Origin of the sequence: Pseudoalteromonas sp. A3, assembly GCF_025942345.1 — a bacterium.
Taxonomy (GTDB): domain Bacteria; phylum Pseudomonadota; class Gammaproteobacteria; order Enterobacterales; family Alteromonadaceae; genus Pseudoalteromonas; species Pseudoalteromonas atlantica.
In genome coordinates, this window is the sequence record NZ_JAPCKL010000001.1 from 206,131 (window position 1) to 223,789 (window position 17,659).

At 39.7% G+C, this 17,659-nt stretch carries 13 protein-coding genes and 2 tRNA genes; 14 read left to right on the top strand and 1 reads right to left on the bottom strand.

What is annotated here, in order from left to right:
- Window positions 1–45: 45 nt before the first annotated feature.
- Window positions 46–711: a Bax inhibitor-1/YccA family protein gene (locus tag OIZ54_RS00955; protein ID WP_004586716.1), complete on the bottom strand. Its 666-nt coding sequence runs from the start codon at window positions 709–711 to the stop codon at window positions 46–48.
- A 251-nt stretch (window positions 712–962) separates the two neighbouring features.
- On the opposite strand from OIZ54_RS00955, the gene OIZ54_RS00960 reads away from it, so the two are divergent.
- The 14 genes from OIZ54_RS00960 (at window position 963) to OIZ54_RS01025 (ending at window position 17,584) form a co-directional block, all read left to right on the top strand.
- A tRNA-Ser gene (locus tag OIZ54_RS00960) sits at window positions 963–1,053 on the top strand.
- 52 nt (window positions 1,054–1,105) lie between these two features.
- A tRNA-Ser gene (locus tag OIZ54_RS00965) sits at window positions 1,106–1,196 on the top strand.
- 770 nt (window positions 1,197–1,966) lie between these two features.
- Window positions 1,967–2,347 (top strand): hypothetical protein, encoded by a 381-nt coding sequence (locus OIZ54_RS00970; protein ID WP_264389432.1) that lies wholly within the window; start codon window positions 1,967–1,969, stop codon window positions 2,345–2,347.
- Between the two features lie 128 nt (window positions 2,348–2,475).
- Window positions 2,476–2,934 carry a GAF domain-containing protein gene (locus OIZ54_RS00975; RefSeq protein WP_264389433.1) on the top strand — a complete coding sequence of 153 codons (459 nt, stop codon included), beginning with the start codon at window positions 2,476–2,478 and terminating at the stop codon, window positions 2,932–2,934.
- Window positions 2,934–3,212 (top strand): hypothetical protein, encoded by a 279-nt coding sequence (locus OIZ54_RS00980; protein ID WP_004586713.1) that lies wholly within the window; start codon window positions 2,934–2,936, stop codon window positions 3,210–3,212. The genes OIZ54_RS00975 and OIZ54_RS00980 overlap by 1 nt, the downstream gene beginning before the upstream one ends.
- 15 nt (window positions 3,213–3,227) lie before the next feature.
- Window positions 3,228–3,866 (top strand): RNA chaperone ProQ, encoded by a 639-nt coding sequence (gene proQ / locus OIZ54_RS00985; protein ID WP_004586712.1) that lies wholly within the window; start codon window positions 3,228–3,230, stop codon window positions 3,864–3,866.
- Window positions 3,867–3,892: 26 nt separating this feature from the next.
- Window positions 3,893–5,917, top strand: a complete 2,025-nt coding sequence (gene prc / locus OIZ54_RS00990) for a carboxy terminal-processing peptidase (RefSeq protein WP_248442228.1) — start codon at window positions 3,893–3,895, stop codon at window positions 5,915–5,917.
- 181 nt (window positions 5,918–6,098) lie between these two features.
- Window positions 6,099–7,559, top strand: a complete 1,461-nt coding sequence (gene nhaC, locus OIZ54_RS00995; protein ID WP_264389434.1) for a Na+/H+ antiporter NhaC — start codon at window positions 6,099–6,101, stop codon at window positions 7,557–7,559.
- 42 nt (window positions 7,560–7,601) lie between these two features.
- Window positions 7,602–10,196, top strand: a complete 2,595-nt coding sequence (pepN, locus tag OIZ54_RS01000; RefSeq protein WP_264389435.1) for an aminopeptidase N — start codon at window positions 7,602–7,604, stop codon at window positions 10,194–10,196.
- Window positions 10,197–10,418 (top strand): DUF2835 domain-containing protein, encoded by a 222-nt coding sequence (locus OIZ54_RS01005; RefSeq protein WP_024033528.1) that lies wholly within the window; start codon window positions 10,197–10,199, stop codon window positions 10,416–10,418.
- Between the two features lie 250 nt (window positions 10,419–10,668).
- On the top strand, window positions 10,669–12,762 hold the full coding sequence (locus OIZ54_RS01010) for a DUF1302 domain-containing protein (protein WP_264389436.1): 2,094 nt from the start codon (window positions 10,669–10,671) through the stop codon (window positions 12,760–12,762).
- 13 nt (window positions 12,763–12,775) lie between these two features.
- A complete protein-coding gene (locus OIZ54_RS01015) occupies window positions 12,776–14,140 on the top strand; it encodes a DUF1329 domain-containing protein (RefSeq protein WP_024033529.1) in 1,365 nt (454 codons plus the stop codon).
- A gap of 127 nt (window positions 14,141–14,267) precedes the next feature.
- Entirely contained in the window at window positions 14,268–15,263 is a 996-nt protein-coding gene (locus tag OIZ54_RS01020) for a WD40/YVTN/BNR-like repeat-containing protein (RefSeq protein WP_024033530.1), read from the top strand.
- Window positions 15,263–17,584, top strand: a complete 2,322-nt coding sequence (locus OIZ54_RS01025) for an efflux RND transporter permease subunit (protein WP_096041646.1) — start codon at window positions 15,263–15,265, stop codon at window positions 17,582–17,584. Before OIZ54_RS01020 ends, OIZ54_RS01025 begins: the two co-directional genes overlap by 1 nt.
- Window positions 17,585–17,659: the final 75 nt, after the last annotated feature.

The following is a 17,659-nucleotide window of genomic DNA, read 5'->3' on the forward strand; positions in this document are numbered from 1 at the left end:
ATAAAAAAGCCCCAATAAAGGGGCTATTTTAACAGAACTATTTAATTAGTCATCACTTGCGCCAAGAAGGTGCAGTAAAGAGGTAAATAGGTTATATACGTTTAAGTATAGAGCGACCGTCGCGCGAATGTAGTTAGTTTCGCCGCCATTAATAATACGGCTAGTATCAAATAAGATCAAGCCAGACATAATTAACACAACAGCAGCGTTAAGCACCATAAACATTAGCGAGCTGCCAATGAAGATGTTAACTATGCTTGCAACAATAACCACTAGTAAGCCTACTGTTAAAAAACCACCCATAAATGAGAAGTCTTTTTTAGTGTTTAATGCATAAGCCGATAGACCAAAAAATATTAATGCAGTAGAACCAAGCGCCTGCATAATAAGCATAGGGCCATTAGGCATAGCTGCATAATAGTTAAGTAGTGGGCCAAGGCCTGCGCCCATACAGCCTGTAAAAGCAAACACCCAAAACACGCCTGAGGCTGAGTCTGCTTTTTTGTTTACAACAAATAATAAACCAAACGAAACCAGTGTGAACACAATTCCCATAAAGTAAGGTAATTGTAATGCCATTGAAATACCCGCCGTAACAGCACTAAATGCTAATGTCATGGCCAGTAAGAAATAGGTGTTTTTAAGTACCTTGTTTGTTTCAATGGTCGACATTACCGGTTTAGCGGTATTGTACGAATGATTAAATGCCATTGTAGAGCTCCTTTAAGTGAAACATGTTTGTTTCGATAATTTAACTAAAATTAGATTACCAACTCTTATATGTTTGGGCAAACCTTTGTAGATCAATAGAGTGTTATTTTTTAATTAAAGTTCATTTAAGCATCAAAAAGAAATTATTTGTTTCATCTTTAAACAAATTAATTGTTTTTTAAGCACTTAAACAATTTTTTTAAAAAAAAGCTTCACAAAGCCAATGGGTTTCCCTATTATGCAGGCCGTACGGAGAGATGGCAGAGTGGTCGAATGCACCGGTCTTGAAAACCGGCATAGGTTTGTAGCCTATCTAGGGTTCAAATCCCTATCTCTCCACCACCTTATTACAATAATTATGAGTACACTCTTACTTGTAATTTATAGCACTTTCGGAGAGATGGCAGAGTGGTCGAATGCACCGGTCTTGAAAACCGGCATGGGTTTGTAGCCCATCTAGGGTTCAAATCCCTATCTCTCCACCATTATATTAAAGCCCGCTTTTTAGCGGGCTTTTTTGTTTTTACGCTTTATTATCAGGCCACCTTAGGCTTCCTCGCTTATTTGCCCATTTCGGTTTGCTATTAGCCGCTATTAATAGATTATTAACATATTTATGAGCTGCTTTTATTTTTTAGATTTTAAAATTGCTTATTAAAATAGTATGTTGTGGCTCAAGGATGATTTACCTTCAAGAAAACTTATTGTTTATCGTGCAATGATGCTCATTGATAACGGTGTTTGTTTTATTTGTATTCCAACCTTTTGACACAATTAACGATACATCATCACTTTTGCAGCTTTACTGTGCTGTATACCTATGACGCTTGGCTATGCGTAAATCAGTCATTACTTGAAGAACGTATTTAATATTGAAATCTAAAGGTTAGGTTATATTGAAGATAACACCTATAAGGTAGTGAACTTTGTCTTATAGGCGACTAAGCAGCTCAAAGTAAGCGTGGGTTGGCAGCACAATGCGTGTTTGTTTTTAGTTAGCAAAACCATTTATTAAACCATTCATTAAACAGCGCAGCAGAAACTAAATCTTCAAATTATCACATCTTGCAAAGAGGTCTAAATACCCTTACTAGAAACGCTAAGGTATATTTTTATAAAATTAAAATGCCGAGTTACAGCAGTTTAAAGAGTGCTTGTTTTCCCATCATAAATTACGACCATAGTCTCTGTTTCTAACCTTAAGAACTTGGTGCATGCTTAAGATAATGTTTGTAGTGTGTATTTAGGAACTTATATGAAACATCAACTAGCCAAAAGTGTCGCGCTTTCTTTATTATCCCCTGTGATTGTTGGTAGTTTACTTGGCCTTTATTATGGGCTCACTATGAATGGCGATGCGGCTACCATTTTTTTACAACTACTGATGAGTGCAATCGCGAACGCACATATTGTTGGACTGACTATGGCCGCTTTTGTCGTACCGGGTTATTTGCTTATGTTTAAGTATGCAAAAGTGAATTATTCAGGTGTACTGACTCTTGGGCTGCTCGGTGGCGCAATATTTAGTTATTTACTCAGTGCTACAACAGGCGAGATATGTTTAATTAATAGTGTAATGGCCGCTTTTGCCGCAGGACTATTTTTATTTGGCCTGCGTAAAACATCAAAAAAATAATTGCAGAAATATTAATCAAGCGTGCTGAAAAACGGCGCTATTTCTGTTTTTTTGCCTGTAAAAGGTTTCAATTTTTCACGACAAAGAGTACCTTTAGCTACTGTCTGTTTAATAAGAAGTAGTTTGGTATGCAAAAGCACGATTTTTACCAGTCATTAGTTAAGCAAACTGAATCACTAATTGCTGGTGAATCTAATGTCATTGCTAATATGGCTAACGTAAGTGCGCTATTATTTACCTCATTAGAAGATGTAAATTGGGCGGGCTTTTACTTTATGGATTCGCCAAGTGAATTAGTGCTTGGGCCTTTTCAAGGTAATCCAGCGTGTATTCGTATCCCTGTTGGTAAAGGGGTGTGTGGTACGGCTGCAGCAACGTTAGAAACTCAACTAATCGAAGATGTACATGTGTTTGATGGCCACATAGCCTGCGATGCAGCGTCTAACTCTGAGATTGTTGTACCTATCATGAAAAATGATAAAATAGTTGCTGTTCTTGATATCGATAGCCCAACTATTGGTCGATTTGATACTGATGACCAAGCAGGTCTTGAAGCATTAGTTAAATGCTTAGAGGCAAGCTTATAATGAAAGACTTGCTAAATGTTCAAGACTACCTATTCGCAGTACAAGATGTAGGCGATTGGGAAGGGGAAGAAGAACATGTAGCGGAAACGCTCAATGATTTGATTCACATAGCCTGGGATAAACTTCCAGATGATTTAGATTGTGAATCAATCGATGAAATAATAAATGGTATTTGGGAACACCTTCGAGGTGATTTGGCTGTACTTGAAGCCGACTTCGAAGAGTTAATCGACTGGGTAATACACTACGTTGACTCGTCCCTTGATGAAAAGATGTGAAAAATAGGTTCTAAAATGGAAACCACAAACAAGCTAAAAGATATTAATGAAGTGCTGGAATTTCTTTATCAAGAATTTCCACAATGTTTTAAACAAAAAGACGGTATTAAACCGCTTAAAGTCGGTATTTTTAAAGATATTGCCGAGCGTATCGAAGGGTCTGAAAAAGTAAGTAAGACTCAAGTACGTCAAGCGCTTAGAAAATACACGTCTAACTGGCGTTATTTAGAAGCTGTGACAAAGTCAGAGTTTCGTATTGATCTTGATGGCAATCAAGGTGAAAAAGTTGAGCAAGAGCACATTGACCACGCTCAAAAAGCACTAGAAGAAAGCCGTGCTAAAATGGCAAAACGCAAAAAACAACAGCGTCCACGCCAAGATTCAGATTCTAAATCTTTCAAGAAAAAACCAGCCCACGCTAGCAAAAACAATGCACAAGCTAACAAACCAGCTAAAGCAGCCCCTGCTAAACGTTCAGGAAAAGTTGAACCTTTACCTGCAAGTGAGGTCAAGGTTAATAACAAGGTTAAGGTTAAACTTGGCCAAGCACTTGTAAATGCGGTAATTACTGAAGTAAACAAAGACGAAGTTCATGTTGAATTAGTAACTGGCATGCAAGTTAAAACCAAAGCTGACAGCTTATACATTATTTAAGTTGTAAATAAATTAAGGAGTTGTGTATGAGTAAAAAGTTTACGCTCATTCCGTTAGTTGCTGCCCTGTTTTCGGGTTCTTTATTCGCTTCCGTAGAAGCGGCAAAACTTGAAGACTTGCCTGTACTTAAACAAGAAAGTCAACATGGCACTGCCAGCAAACGAGTGGCTAACTTATTTGCTCGTTCACACTATACACCGGTTCGATTTAACGATGGGCTTTCTAGCAAAGTGTACGATCGTTATATCGAATCCCTTGATTTTAATAAAAGTGTGTTTTTAGCAAGCGACATTGCTGCGTTTGAAAAATACCGCAACGATTTTGATAATGCTATTACCACCGGTAAGCTTGGCTTTACGTTTGATATTTTTAACTTAAGCTTAAAGCGCCGTTTTGAACGTTATGATTACTCTTTATCATTACTAGATAAAGAAATGACGTTTGATAAAGACGATGAATACTTTTTTGACCGTGAAGATTCAGCATGGCCAGCATCGCAAGCTGAGCTTGATGAAATTTGGCGTGAACGTGTTAAATACGATGCCTTGCGTTTAAAAATGACAGGCAAAGATTGGGAAGGGATCAAAGAGGTCCTTACTAAGCGTTATAAAAATGCACAAAAACGTTTAGTGCAAACAAATTCAGAAGATGCATTTCAAATTGTAATGAACTCGCTAGCGCGAAGCATTGAGGCGCATACGTCGTACTTATCGCCGCGCCGCGCAGAACAATTTAAAATGGATATGGACTTAGAGCTTGAAGGCATTGGCGCCGTTTTAAGCCCAGATGAAGATTACACCGTTATTCGTAGCTTAGTTCCAGGTGGTCCTGCCGATAAAACAGAGCAGCTTAAAGCTGACGATAAAATTATTGGCGTTGCCCAAGATCAAAAAGAGTTTGTTGATGTTATTGGCTGGCGTTTAGATGATGTAGTTGATTTAATCAAAGGCCCGAAAGGCACTAAGGTACGTTTACAGTATCTTAAAGGTTCTGATGCACATGGCACGCCTAAAGTAGTTGAAATCACCCGTGATAAAATTCGCTTAGAAGATAGGGCTGCTAAATCTGAAGTATTTGAAGCGAGTTATTCAAATTTAACTTCAAAAATTGGTGTTATTGAGATCCCAGGCTTTTACAACAATCTTTCAAAAGACGTTAAAGTTGAATTAGCTAAACTTAAAGAAGAAAACGTAGACGGTATTATTATTGATTTGCGCCAAAATGGCGGTGGATCATTATATGAAGCTACACAGCTATCAGGCTTGTTTTTTGACCAAGGTCCGGTTGTACAAATTCATACATTAAATAACCGTATCGAAGAGCAAAAAGACCGTGACGGAATTACCTACTACGACGGCCCATTAACTGTTTTAGTTGACCGTTACAGTGCTTCAGCCTCTGAAATTTTTGCCGCCGCAATGCAAGACTATGGCCGCGCAGTAATTATAGGCGAGCAAACCTTTGGTAAGGGAACGGTTCAGCAGCACAAAGGCTTAGGTCGTGCGTACGATTTATACGACAACGACTTAGGTAGCGTACAATACACTATTGCTAAGTTTTACCGTATAAACGGCGGCAGTACTCAACATAAAGGGGTTATTCCTGATATTTCATTTCCTTCTGCGATAGACCCAGCAGAGTGGGGCGAGAGCAAGCAAGATAATGCATTGCCGTGGGATAGCATAGTACGAGCTAAGTACAATAGGCAGGGTAATTTAACGCCTGTAATCACTTATCTTGAAAAACAGCACGAAGTACGTATTAAGTCAGAGCCAGAGTTTGGTTACGTATTTGATGATATTGCCCGTTACAATGAAGAGAAAGACCGCAAAACTATTTCTTTAGTTGAAGCAGACCGTATTAAAGAAAAAGATGAAAATGAAGCACGTACTCTAGCGCGCACTAATGAGCGTTTAAAGCGTTTAGGTAAAGAGCCAATAGAAAACCTAGATGATGTACCTGAGGTAATTGAAGAGCTTGACCCTTTCTTAGAGGAGGCAGCACTGATCACTCAAGATTACATTAACTTTGGCCGTATCGCTAAAAAATAAACACGTGTTTACCCCGTTTAAAAGGCGCTTTTTGCGCCTTTTTTGTTACCTAAATTTCGCTAAATTGCTATAATCGCGAATTACTAAATTGAGTTACATTACTGTGGCTTAAAAAAAGCACTGATACGCTAAAAATAATAAATAACCACGCCACGATATGTGGTGTGCAGGAGTCACTATTTTGAAGCCTTTAGAAAAACCGATTAAACCCGCCTCGTTTTTTGATGCACTTGTTCCTATCACTGTTTTAATTTGCCTTTTAGGCGCAGCGGTATATTTATTTGGCGATAACTCGTCATCAGGTCCTAACCAAATAGCGTTATTATTTGCCACCTTTGCTGCGGCACTAATAGGGCTAAAAAATGGCTACACGTGGAAAAAGCTTGAAGAAGCCATGATTGAAGGTATTACCTTATCATTGGGGGCTATTTTAATTTTATTAATGGTGGGCGCCTTAATTGGTACTTGGTTGTTGTCGGGTACCGTGCCAACGCTCATTTACTATGGCTTACAGGTTATTAACCCAAGCTGGTTTTACGCCGCAAGCTGCTTAATTTGTGGCATTGTTGCAATGAGTATAGGTAGCTCTTGGACCACAGCTGCCACCATAGGTGTGGCGCTTTTAGGGGTGGCCACCGGGTTAGGGCTTGATCAAACTGTGACGGCAGGGGCGGTTATTTCGGGTGCTTACTTTGGTGACAAACTCAGTCCGCTTTCTGAAACTACTAACTTAGCACCGGCTGTTGTAGGAGCTGATTTATTTGAACATATTCACCACATGTTATGGACTACTGTTCCTAGCTTTGTTATTGCTTTAATCATTTTTATATTTATGGGCTTTAATGCAACGGCTTCTAACGAAGCCGGCAGAATTGACGAAATAACAGCGATTTTAGAGCAGAACTTTAATATTGGCTTTGAAATGTTAATTCCATTAATTGTGCTGCTAGTTTTAGCTATTAAAAAAATGCCAGCGTTTCCGGCTATTTCAATTGGCGCTGTAATTGGTGCTGTGTGGGCAATGTTGTTTCAGTCTGATTTAATTGCGACACAAATTGACCTTTCTCAGGGTGAGTTGGTTGGTTATTTTAAAATTATTTGGACAACTTTTTTCGATGGTTTTAGCATCGACACGGGTGATGGCAAAATGGATTCATTGCTCAGTGGTGGCGGTATGGCAGGGATGTTAACTACAACATGGCTGATCATGACAGCTCTTATGTTTGGTGCCATTATGGAAAAAACCGGCTTATTAGATATTTTTGTTAAGAGCATTTTAAAAATTGCAAAAAGCACGGGCTCGCTTATTACATCTACCATTGCTACTTGTGTGGGCACAAACTTAATAGCGGCTGATCAATACATTGCTATTGTAGTGCCAGGTCGTATGTTTAAAGAAGAATATAAAAAGCGTGGTTTAAAGCCCGTTAATTTATCGCGTACTTTAGAAGATGGCGGCACAATAACAAGCCCGCTAATTCCGTGGAATACCTGTGGTGCGTACATGCAAAGCGTTTTATTAATAAACCCATTTGACTATGCCTTGTATGCTTTCTTTAATTTAATTAACCCTTTCTTAGCCATTATTTATGCGTACGTAGGCATTAAAATTTTACGCATTGAACCCAAGCAACCTGCTTAAATCTAAATAGCTCCTTTTTAAGGAGCTTTAGTTGGAGTAACTATGACTGTTTCAGCAAAGCCAAAAGCGCAATACTTAAAAGACTACACTGCGCCTAATTTTTCTATAGAGCACACTGAACTCACTTTTGACTTACAACCACTAAATACAAAAGTGACGGCGCTACTAACGCTTAAAAGAACAACAAATCAAAACTCAGCGCTTGTGTTAGATGGCATAGACTTACAATTAGTGGAGCTGCAAGTAGATAATGTTGCTTATACTAATTATAAGATTGAAGGTGAGCACCTATTCATTAATGATTTACCTCACACATGCCAGCTCAAAATTGTTACTGAAATTTCTCCTGATACAAATACCTCTTTAGAAGGCTTGTATTTATCTGGTGGAGCGTATTGCACGCAATGTGAAGCGCAAGGTTTTAGAAAAATAACCTACTTTTTAGACCGCCCTGACGTGCTAAGCACGTACGATGTGACGATTATTGCTGATAAAAGCTTTAAGCATTTACTGTCAAATGGTAACCAAATTGACAGTGGTGAAACAGCTGATGGCCGCCATTTTGCTAAATGGCAAGACCCATTTAAAAAGCCAAGTTACTTATTTGCATTAGTAGCGGGTGATTTTGATGTACTAAAAGACACTTACACAACAAAAAGTGGGCGCGAAATTGAGCTTGCGTTATTTGTTGATAAAGGCAATTTATCTAAAACACCACATGCAATTAACTCATTAAAAAAAGCCATGCATTGGGATGAAACACGCTTTAACCTAGAATACGACTTAGATATTTACATGATTGTTGCCGTAGATTTTTTCAATATGGGAGCAATGGAAAACAAAGGGCTAAACGTATTTAATAGTAAATGCGTATTGGCTAACCAAGAAACCGCCACCGATAAAGATTATCACACGATAGAGTCGATTGTTGGTCATGAGTATTTTCATAACTGGACGGGTAACCGTGTTACCTGTAGAGACTGGTTTCAGCTATCGTTAAAAGAAGGGCTCACAGTATTTAGAGACCAAGAATTTAGTAGCGATTTAGGCTCTCGCGCACTTAACCGCATTGATGCCGTTAAAGTAATGCGCACACATCAGTTTAGTGAAGATGCGGGGCCAATGGCGCACCCAATTCGCCCTGAAAAAGTTATCGAAATGAATAACTTTTATACCGTAACGGTGTACGATAAAGGGGCTGAAGTTATCAGAATGATGCACACCCTGTTAGGTGAGGTTAACTTTCAAAAAGGGATGCAGCTTTACTTTGAACGCCATGATGGCCAAGCGGTTACCTGTGATGATTTTGTTGCTGCAATGAGTGATGCTTCAGGCATAGATTTAACGCAATTTAAGCGTTGGTATAGCCAATCTGGTACACCACGATTAAATGCAACACAGCACTATGATCACGATAAGCAACTTTATACTTTAACAATTGAGCAATCAGCTCCGCTAAATCAGCCAGATAATAAGAGCCTTCACATTCCATTTGCCATCGAATTATTAGATGAAAATGGGCAAAGTATTGCACTTACTTATCAAGGTGAAAAACGCGACCACGTGCTTAACGTAACTGCGCCAACGCAAACGTTTTACTTTGATCAAATACCTGCTCGCCCAGTGGCTGTACTACTTGAAGATTTTTCAGCGCCCTGTATTTTAAGCCAGCAAAATTCAGAACCTGATTTACTGCATATTATGCGTTATGCGCGCAGCGATTTTTCGCGTTGGGATGCGCAGCAGCAGTTATTTATTAATGCAGTTAAGCAAGCAGTCAACGCACCTGAACATGCAACATTAAGTGAAAACGTTATTAATGCACTACGTGTGTTAATAAGCGCACAAAGTGGCGATTTAGCACTGGTAGCAGAGCTTATAAAACTGCCAAGCTTTGACACGTTTGCCGCTGAGTTTGACATAATTCCTGTTGACGAAATCATTACAATCACAAGATTGTTTGAGCAACAGATTGCCGAGCAATTATCTGATGAGCTTTTACATTGTTACAGCTCGTTAGTAGACGATGGCAGTATAAATGCAGATGCAGTGGCTATAAGAGCGCTTAAAGGTGTTTGTCTACATTACTTAGCTAAAATACCTTCTGAGCAAGTTGGCCGCTTTATTAAAAAATCGGCAGATTCACCGAATATGACCAATGTTTTAGCTTCATTAAGTGCGGTAGTAAAAGCATCACACCCATTAAGAACAACGTTGTTAGATCATTTTGATAGCCAGTGGCGTCATGATGTTTTAGTTATGGATAAATGGTTTGCGCTGCAGGCTATGCAATCTGGTGATGATGCTATTGAGAATATAAAAGCGTTGTACGCGCATCCTAGCTTTGATTTTTCAAATCCAAATCGTGTACGGGCATTAGTGGGCAGCTTTAGTCATTTTAATACCGCACAATTTCACCGAAAAGATGGTGAAGGTTACGCATTATTAGGTGATTTACTTATTAAGCTAAACGCGATTAATCCGCAAAATGCCTCTAGAATGTTAACGCCTTTCATGTCGTGGAAACGCTTTGACACAACCCGTGCTCAAGCAATGAAAGCACAGTTGCAACGCTTAGCAAACCTTGAAGGATTAAGTGCTGATTTATTTGAAAAGGTTGAAAAAGCGCTTAATTAAATGATTGAGTATTACTTTTCTTTACACCTGAGCTATAACAAATGCATGGACTACTACCATGGTCGTTTTAGCTCAGTACAAGTGGTTGAGGATAACGGTAAAACAATACGTTTTGCCGCCTCGCACTTACGCCCTTACATTTCATCTATAGGAATAAGAGGGCGTTTTAGACTTTTACTTACCCCCGAGAATAAATTTATTCGCCTCGAACGTATCGCCTAACCTGCTGTTTTTATGTTATAGATACATAAAAATATTATCTTTTTGTTAATTTCAATTTGTTCTATTGTTAATTTACGTGTATAAATTATCTGGTATGACGTCTTACCAATACGTAAACGTCAGCTCAAAAAATATAATAATTGATTGAACGCGACCATTTGTAATTTTTTATAATCGCTTCTATCGTTAAGATTACACTAAAAACAATAACTTGATCACACATAATTACCCACGACAGGGGGGATACACAATGATAAGAAGATCGCTTTTTGTTAAAAACAAAATAGCTATAGGTTTAGCAGCCGCAAGCTTAGGTTTATCTGCAGCAGCGAATGCAGCAAATTTTGAGGTAGGGGGCTTTGATGTCACCTTCGACTCAACTTTTTCCTATGGTCAAAGCGTCCGTGTTGAAGACAGAGATTTCGACATTATTGGTAAAAGCAATAATCCTGCATTTGATTGGACTGGGTATAATCCTTCATTAAATACAATTTATTCTTCTCAAGATGTTTGGGCCCAACCAGGCTCTTACTCTAATAATGGCGATGCAGGTAATCTTAATTTTGATAGCGGTGATTCGTTTTCAAAATTATTGAAAGGAACACACGACCTTTCAATTAGCAAAGATAACTACGGCTTATTCACACGTTTTATGTACTTTTACGATTTTGAGTTAATGGATGGTGATAGAGCCTACGTTAACCCAACCTCAGGACAAGGCGTAGATCCATGTGATGATGACGACACAAAAGAGCAAAGCTGTGCCGACATTCGTTTATTAGATGCTTACGTTTGGGCAAATTTTGACTTAAACGATGGCAATAACCCGCTGTCAGTTCGCCTTGGTCAACAAGTAGTTAACTGGGGTGAGAGTACACTTATCTCTCATGGTATTAACGTAAACCCGGTCGATATTGACCGCTTAAAAGCGCCAGGTGCTGAGCTTAAAGAAGCATTTATTCCTGTAGGTATGCTTTGGGCGTCATTAGGGATCACTGAAAATATTACTTTAGAAGGTTTTTATCAGTACCAATGGCATGAAACACGCCTACCGGCTGCGGGTACTTATTTTTCTACCAATGACTTTGCAGCAGAAAACGGCTATCAGCAAAATGTACAATTAGGTTTTACTTCAAACCCTGACATTGATATGGCCTTTTTAACCGACAGCCTTAATAACCTTTATACTAATTTTGCTCAGGTAGCCGCAGCACAGGGTATTGACCCAACAAGTGCTGAAGGCCAAGCCCTGCTTGCAAACATGTATTTAGCTCATCCAACTAAAGTTGCACTTAAAGGTAAAGGCGATAACGGTAAAACAGAGCCAGATGACGGCGGCCAATATGGTTTACGTTTAGGTGTATTTTTACCAGAGTGGAACGACACAGAAGTGGCGTTATACCACGTTAACTACCATAGTCGACGTCCGCTAATTTCTGGTCGTGTATCTAACTTTTCTCAAGCTGCCATCGCACAAGATCTAGCGATGATTGCAACAACAGAAATTACAGATGACAACGTGGCAGATTTAGTTGCGTTTTCAAAAGCAGAAAATGATTACCCAGAAGATATTAAACTTTACGGTTTAAGCTTTAACACCACAATTGGTGAAACCGCGTTTGCTGGTGAGTTTGCATTTCGTAAAGACGAACCATTACAAATAGACGATGTGGAGCTACTTTATACCGCCATGCCTGAACAATTGGCGCTTGCCGGTATTCGCCCAGACTTTGCGGGTATTTCGCAAATGAGTTTTGGTGATGCGATTAGCTCTGTAGCGGCAGGTGAAGTTGCGCAAGGTTACATTGAACGCGACACATCACAAATTCAGTTTACTGCAACACATTTATTTGGCCCGTCATTAGGTGCTGATAGCTGGGCTGTAGTAGGTGAAGTAGGTGCTGTGAAAATTCATGATATGCCTGATTATGACGAAATGCGTTTAAATGTGTCGGGTACAGGTCGAAGCGGTGTGATCACAGGCCCAGGCACTACTGACTACACAACATTACAACTAGGCCTTTCTAATGGCCCAGAAGAGAAGTCGTTTGCAACGGCCTCATCTTGGGGTTACCGCTTAATAGCTAAAGGTGATTACTTTAACCTTTACAATGGTATTAACTTCTCTCCACGATTTGTATTTTCTCATGATGTAAACGGTAACACACCTGATCCTATGTTCTTGTTTATTGAAGACCGTAAATCGTTGGGTGTAACGATGAACTTTAATTACCAAAATGCATGGTCACTTGATGTGAGCTACAACTCATTTTGGGGTGGTGGCGATATTAATACTTTCTCAGATCGTGACTACGTTTCTTTCAATTTAAAATATTCTATTTAGGGGTAATATTAGTATGATTAAAAAACCTACCCTCATCGCTACCGCTTTGTGTAGCATGTTTTTAAGTTCAGCGGCAATGGCAAAAATGAGCGCTGAAGAAGTTGCACGTTTAGGACAAGACTTAACGCCATTTGGCGCAGAAAAAGCAGCCAATGCTGATGGGTCAATTCCAGCGTGGAATGGCGGTATTACATCTGCACCAGAAGGTTATGAGCCAGGCATGCACCATTTAGACCCGTATTCTGCGGACAAAGTGTTGTTTACCATCGATAAAACAAACCTTGATAAGTACAAAGCTAATTTAAGCCCTGGTCAAATTGCTTTATTCGAAGCATACCCAGATACGTTTAAAATGCCTGTTTATGAAACGCGCCGCTCTGCGTCTTACCCACAGTTTGTATACGATGCAACAAAAGAGTTTGCTGCAACGGCTGAGCTTATTGAAGGTGGCAACGGAATAAAAAATACCGCAATTGGTATTCCATTTCCTATTCCTAAATCTGGCTTAGAAGCTATTTGGAATCACTTATTACGCTATCGTGGACAATCAATAGAGCGTTTTGGTGGACAAGCTGCACCCACCGCATCGGGTTCGTACAATTATGTAGGCTTTGATGAACAACTATTGGTTAAATATTCAGATCCTAAAGCGACTCCTGCAGAGCTTCAAGACTCAAACATTTTGTTTAAATTTAAGCAAAAGGTGACAGAGCCAGCACGCCTTGCCGGTACAGCGCTACTTGTACACGAAACTATGGATCAAATTTTAACGCCTCGCCAAGCGTGGACATATAACTCGGGTCAGCGTCGTGTTCGTCGTGCACCAAATGTTGCATATGACGCTCCAGGTACAGCCGCAGATAGCTTACGTACTACCGATGATTTTGATATGTTTAATGGCTCACCTAACCGTTACAACTGGACGTTAAAAGGTAAGCAAGAGCTATATATTCCGTACAATAGCTACAAGTTACACAGTGATAAACTAGAGTACGACGATATTTTAAAACCAGGCCACATTAATCCAGAGCATACGCGTTATGAAAAGCACCGTGTATGGGTTGTTGAAGCTAACTTAAAAGATGATACACGCCATATTTATAAAAAACGCGTGTTTTATATTGATGAAGATAGCTGGCAAGTACAAGTGACCGATATTTATGATAATCGCGACCAGCTTTATCGTGTAGCAATGGCATATGGCTTAAACTACTACGAAGTACCTACGCAGTGGAGTACCTTAGAAGTGTATCATGATTTAAATTCGCGCCGTTACTTAGCTATTGGTTTAGATAACCAAGAAAAAATGTACGACTTTTCAGAGTCGTTTAACGATAACGAATTTACTTCAAGCGCTTTACGCCGTGAAGGTAGATAACAACGTAATATGCAGCTAACAGCCCGTTAGCTGCTTTTTTCTTTCTCATCGCGTTTGTCTATACGACACGCAGGATTTTCCTCAGCAAACAGACAAACAATTCTTCAGTTCAAGGCGATTAAAATTTATGAAGTATTTGGTATATGCCAGCCTGATCATAAGCGGTGCGAGTATTGCACAAGATGCACCTCAGTATGCTATTAGCGCAATCAACGCAAATAAAACCCTACTAACTGATATTACCAATACAGGTGCAGGTTTAGTGGCTGTAGGTAAGCACGGTACGGTAATAACAAGCAAAAACGCTGAGCAATGGCAGCAAGCGCAAAGCGTCCCTACACAGGTATTGCTAACGGCTGTCGATTTTTCTAATGAAACCCACGGGTGGGCGTGCGGGCACGATGCCACAATAATTAATACCACCGATGGTGGTTTAAATTGGCAATTACAACAAGCAAAGCCAGAGCTTGATAAGCCGTGTTTAGATATTTACTTTGAAGATGACTCAAATGGTTTTGCTGTTGGTGCTTATGGCATGTTTTATCAAACCAGTGATGGCGGCAAGCACTGGCATAAACGCTTTTTAGACTCTTTACTGTTTAGTGAAGATAGAGAATATTTGAATGATTTAAAAGAAAATGATCCTCAAGGCTACGAGGCCGAAACAGCATCTATTCTGCCTCATTTTAACCGTATTGAAAAAACAGACAGTGGTTTGATGTTAGTCGGTGAAATGGGGTTAATGGCCAAAAGCAGTGATAATGGCCAAACATGGCAACGCCTTGATGAAATTTACCCAGGTTCTTTTTTTGCGGTAGCATCAGATCCGCAGCAAGAGATTGTGGCAGGGCTCAGAGGAAATGTATTTGCTAAAAATAAAAATGAACAACAATGGCAGCATTTTGAAAATGTTAAAACGGCCACGGTTAATAACATTATAAATTATAATAATGAGCATTGGTTACTGCTGGCAAATAGTGGTGTGATCTTTCATTTAAAAGACGGCTTACTTACACATGAACAACGCCCCGATGGTAAAGCTATTCTTGATGGCGTAATAATTAATAATAAATTGGTCATGGCAACAGAAGATGGCATTAAAGTGAAGGAGTTGAACCCTTAATGCATACGTTTTTAGATTTTTTAGAAAAGGCGGTGTTTAGACACCGTACTATCATGTTGATCGCTTTTGCGCTAATCACATGTTTTTTAGGCTATAAAGCCACTCATATTGAATTAGACGCCTCGTTTAACAAAAATATTCCGCTGAATCACGAATACATGAAAGTGTACACCAAACACGAAAAACAATTTGGTGGCGCAAATAGCATTTTAATTTCGGTGTGTGATGACAGTGGCAATATTTTTAACCCCGAATTTTTCACCCAGTTAAAAGCAGTACACGATCAACTGTATTTTATTCCTGGTGTAAACCGCCCATTAGTTAACTCTATTTTTGCGCCCAGTGCGCGTTTTGTTGAAGTGGTTGAAGATGGTTTTGCTGGCGGCCCGATTATTCCTGCAAACTTTAAAGCTGACCAAAAAGGTTTAGCGGTAGTTAAAGAAAACATTGAAAAAGCAAAAGTAGTAGGGCGAATGATTGCCAGCGATTACTCATGTGCCATGGTGACCGCGCAACTACTCGAAACCGACCCGCAAACTCAGCAAAAGCTAGATACACTCGCATTTGCAGATAAGTTAGAAACGCAAGTAAGAGAGCCTTTAAGTACAGATAAAGTCAGTATTCATATTATTGGATTTGCCAAAATGGCCGGCGATATTGCTCAAGGGGCAAAAGGCGTTGTGCTATTTTTTGCTATTGCCATTGGTTTTACCTTTATTATGGTATGGCTATTTTGTGGCAGTTTAAAGCTCACCATTTTACCTATAGCGTGTTCAATTATTGCCGTAATCTGGCAAATGGGTTTATTGTCGAGTCTAGGTTTTGGTCTCGACCCTATGTCTATATTGGTGCCGTTTTTAGTATTTGCGATTGGTGTAAGCCACGGCGTGCAGATGATCAACGCCATTGGTAAAAAAGTAGGTGAGGGCAAAAGTACCCGCATTTGTTGTCAATCAAGCTTTAGAGCATTACTTGTACCTGGTGGTATTGCGCTGCTTTCAGACACGGTGGGCTTTTTAACCCTGCTGACTATTGATATAGGTATTATTCGTGAACTTGCGATCACAGCAAGTTTAGGTGTTGCGGTTATTATATTTACTAATTTAATTTTATTGCCAGTGTGGGCCTCGTATATGAATTTTGCCAACACTGTGCATATTCAATCAGGCGATGCGCAAAAGCCAAATATGCTAGATGCGATACGCGATTTATTAGTAAAAGCCACAGACCCTAAAACCGCAAAAATGATTATTGGTTTTACCCTGGTGTTATTTGCCTTAGGTTACTGGCAAGCAGATAAAATGCGAATTGGTGATTTACATGCAGGTGCGCCTTCGTTGCATCAAGATGCTCGCTACAATCAAGATACTTTTTTAATATCGGACAAATACACCATTTCGTCGGATATTTTAAAAGTGATTGTTGAGGCTTACCCTGCGGCGTGTACAGAGCACGATGTGATGGCGCGCATTAGCCGTTTTCAGTACAAGGTAGAAAACGTGCCAGGCGTACAATCGGCGGTTAGTTTAAGCTCTGTGGCGCAGTCGGTTAACGCAGGTTACAACGAAGGTAACTTAAAATGGCAAAGCTTGCCGCGTAATTCAGCCAGCTTAGTGCAATCAACAGCCCGTGTAGAAACAAGCACAGGATTACTCAATGGCGATTGCTCAGTCATGCCGGTGATTATATTTTTAGATGATCACAAAGCAAATACAATCGATACCGTTATTCAACGTGTTAAGCAATTTGCACAAGAAGAAGGCACAGACAAGTTAGCCTTTAAGTTAGCGTCTGGGCCTGTAGGGGTTATGGCGGCAACAAACGAGTCTGTTTCTGCGGCGCAAATTCCGATGATGCTTTACGTTTACGGCGCAGTTATTATTTTGTGTTTGTTAAGCTTTAAGAGTGTGAAGGCGACAATCGCAGTGGTATTACCTCTGTATATTGTATCAACTCTTGCACAAGCACTTATGGTTCAATTAGAAATTGGCTTAACGGTATCTACTTTACCTGTTATAGCCTTAGGTGTGGGTATTGGTGTGGATTACGGTATTTATATACTTTCTTCGATGATGGGCCAACTTAAGCAAAACGTACCGCTGAGCGTGGCGTACCGTAATGCCCTTGTTGAGCGTGGCAGTGCTGTATTGTTTACCGGTATTACCCTTGCGATAGGTGTTAGTACGTGGATATTCTCTGATCTTAAGTTTCAAGTAGATATGGGAATACTGCTTACCTTCATGTTTTTAGTAAATATGTTAGGTGCGGTACTGCTATTACCCGCAATTGGTAGTCTGCTGTGGACTGACCAGAAAAAATAAAGTGAATAATTGTGCTCCTAAATGACCTGTAATGGTCATTTATATCTATATTTTGTGAATAGATGACCAAATAGC

What these genes read in the sequence shown, in the direction of transcription:
- OIZ54_RS00955 (WP_004586716.1), bottom strand. Translation starts at nt 711, where the DNA reads ATGGCATTTAATCATTCGTACAATACCGCTAAACCGGTAATGTCGACC.
- OIZ54_RS00970 (WP_264389432.1), top strand. Translation starts at nt 1,967, where the DNA reads ATGAAACATCAACTAGCCAAAAGTGTCGCGCTTTCTTTATTATCCCCT.
- OIZ54_RS00975 (WP_264389433.1), top strand. Translation starts at nt 2,476, where the DNA reads ATGCAAAAGCACGATTTTTACCAGTCATTAGTTAAGCAAACTGAATCA.
- OIZ54_RS00980 (WP_004586713.1), top strand. Translation starts at nt 2,934, where the DNA reads ATGAAAGACTTGCTAAATGTTCAAGACTACCTATTCGCAGTACAAGAT.
- proQ (WP_004586712.1), top strand. Translation starts at nt 3,228, where the DNA reads ATGGAAACCACAAACAAGCTAAAAGATATTAATGAAGTGCTGGAATTT.
- prc (WP_248442228.1), top strand. Translation starts at nt 3,893, where the DNA reads ATGAGTAAAAAGTTTACGCTCATTCCGTTAGTTGCTGCCCTGTTTTCG.
- pepN (WP_264389435.1), top strand. Translation starts at nt 7,602, where the DNA reads ATGACTGTTTCAGCAAAGCCAAAAGCGCAATACTTAAAAGACTACACT.
- OIZ54_RS01005 (WP_024033528.1), top strand. Translation starts at nt 10,197, where the DNA reads ATGATTGAGTATTACTTTTCTTTACACCTGAGCTATAACAAATGCATG.
- OIZ54_RS01010 (WP_264389436.1), top strand. Translation starts at nt 10,669, where the DNA reads ATGATAAGAAGATCGCTTTTTGTTAAAAACAAAATAGCTATAGGTTTA.
- OIZ54_RS01015 (WP_024033529.1), top strand. Translation starts at nt 12,776, where the DNA reads ATGATTAAAAAACCTACCCTCATCGCTACCGCTTTGTGTAGCATGTTT.
- OIZ54_RS01020 (WP_024033530.1), top strand. Translation starts at nt 14,268, where the DNA reads ATGAAGTATTTGGTATATGCCAGCCTGATCATAAGCGGTGCGAGTATT.
- OIZ54_RS01025 (WP_096041646.1), top strand. Translation starts at nt 15,263, where the DNA reads ATGCATACGTTTTTAGATTTTTTAGAAAAGGCGGTGTTTAGACACCGT.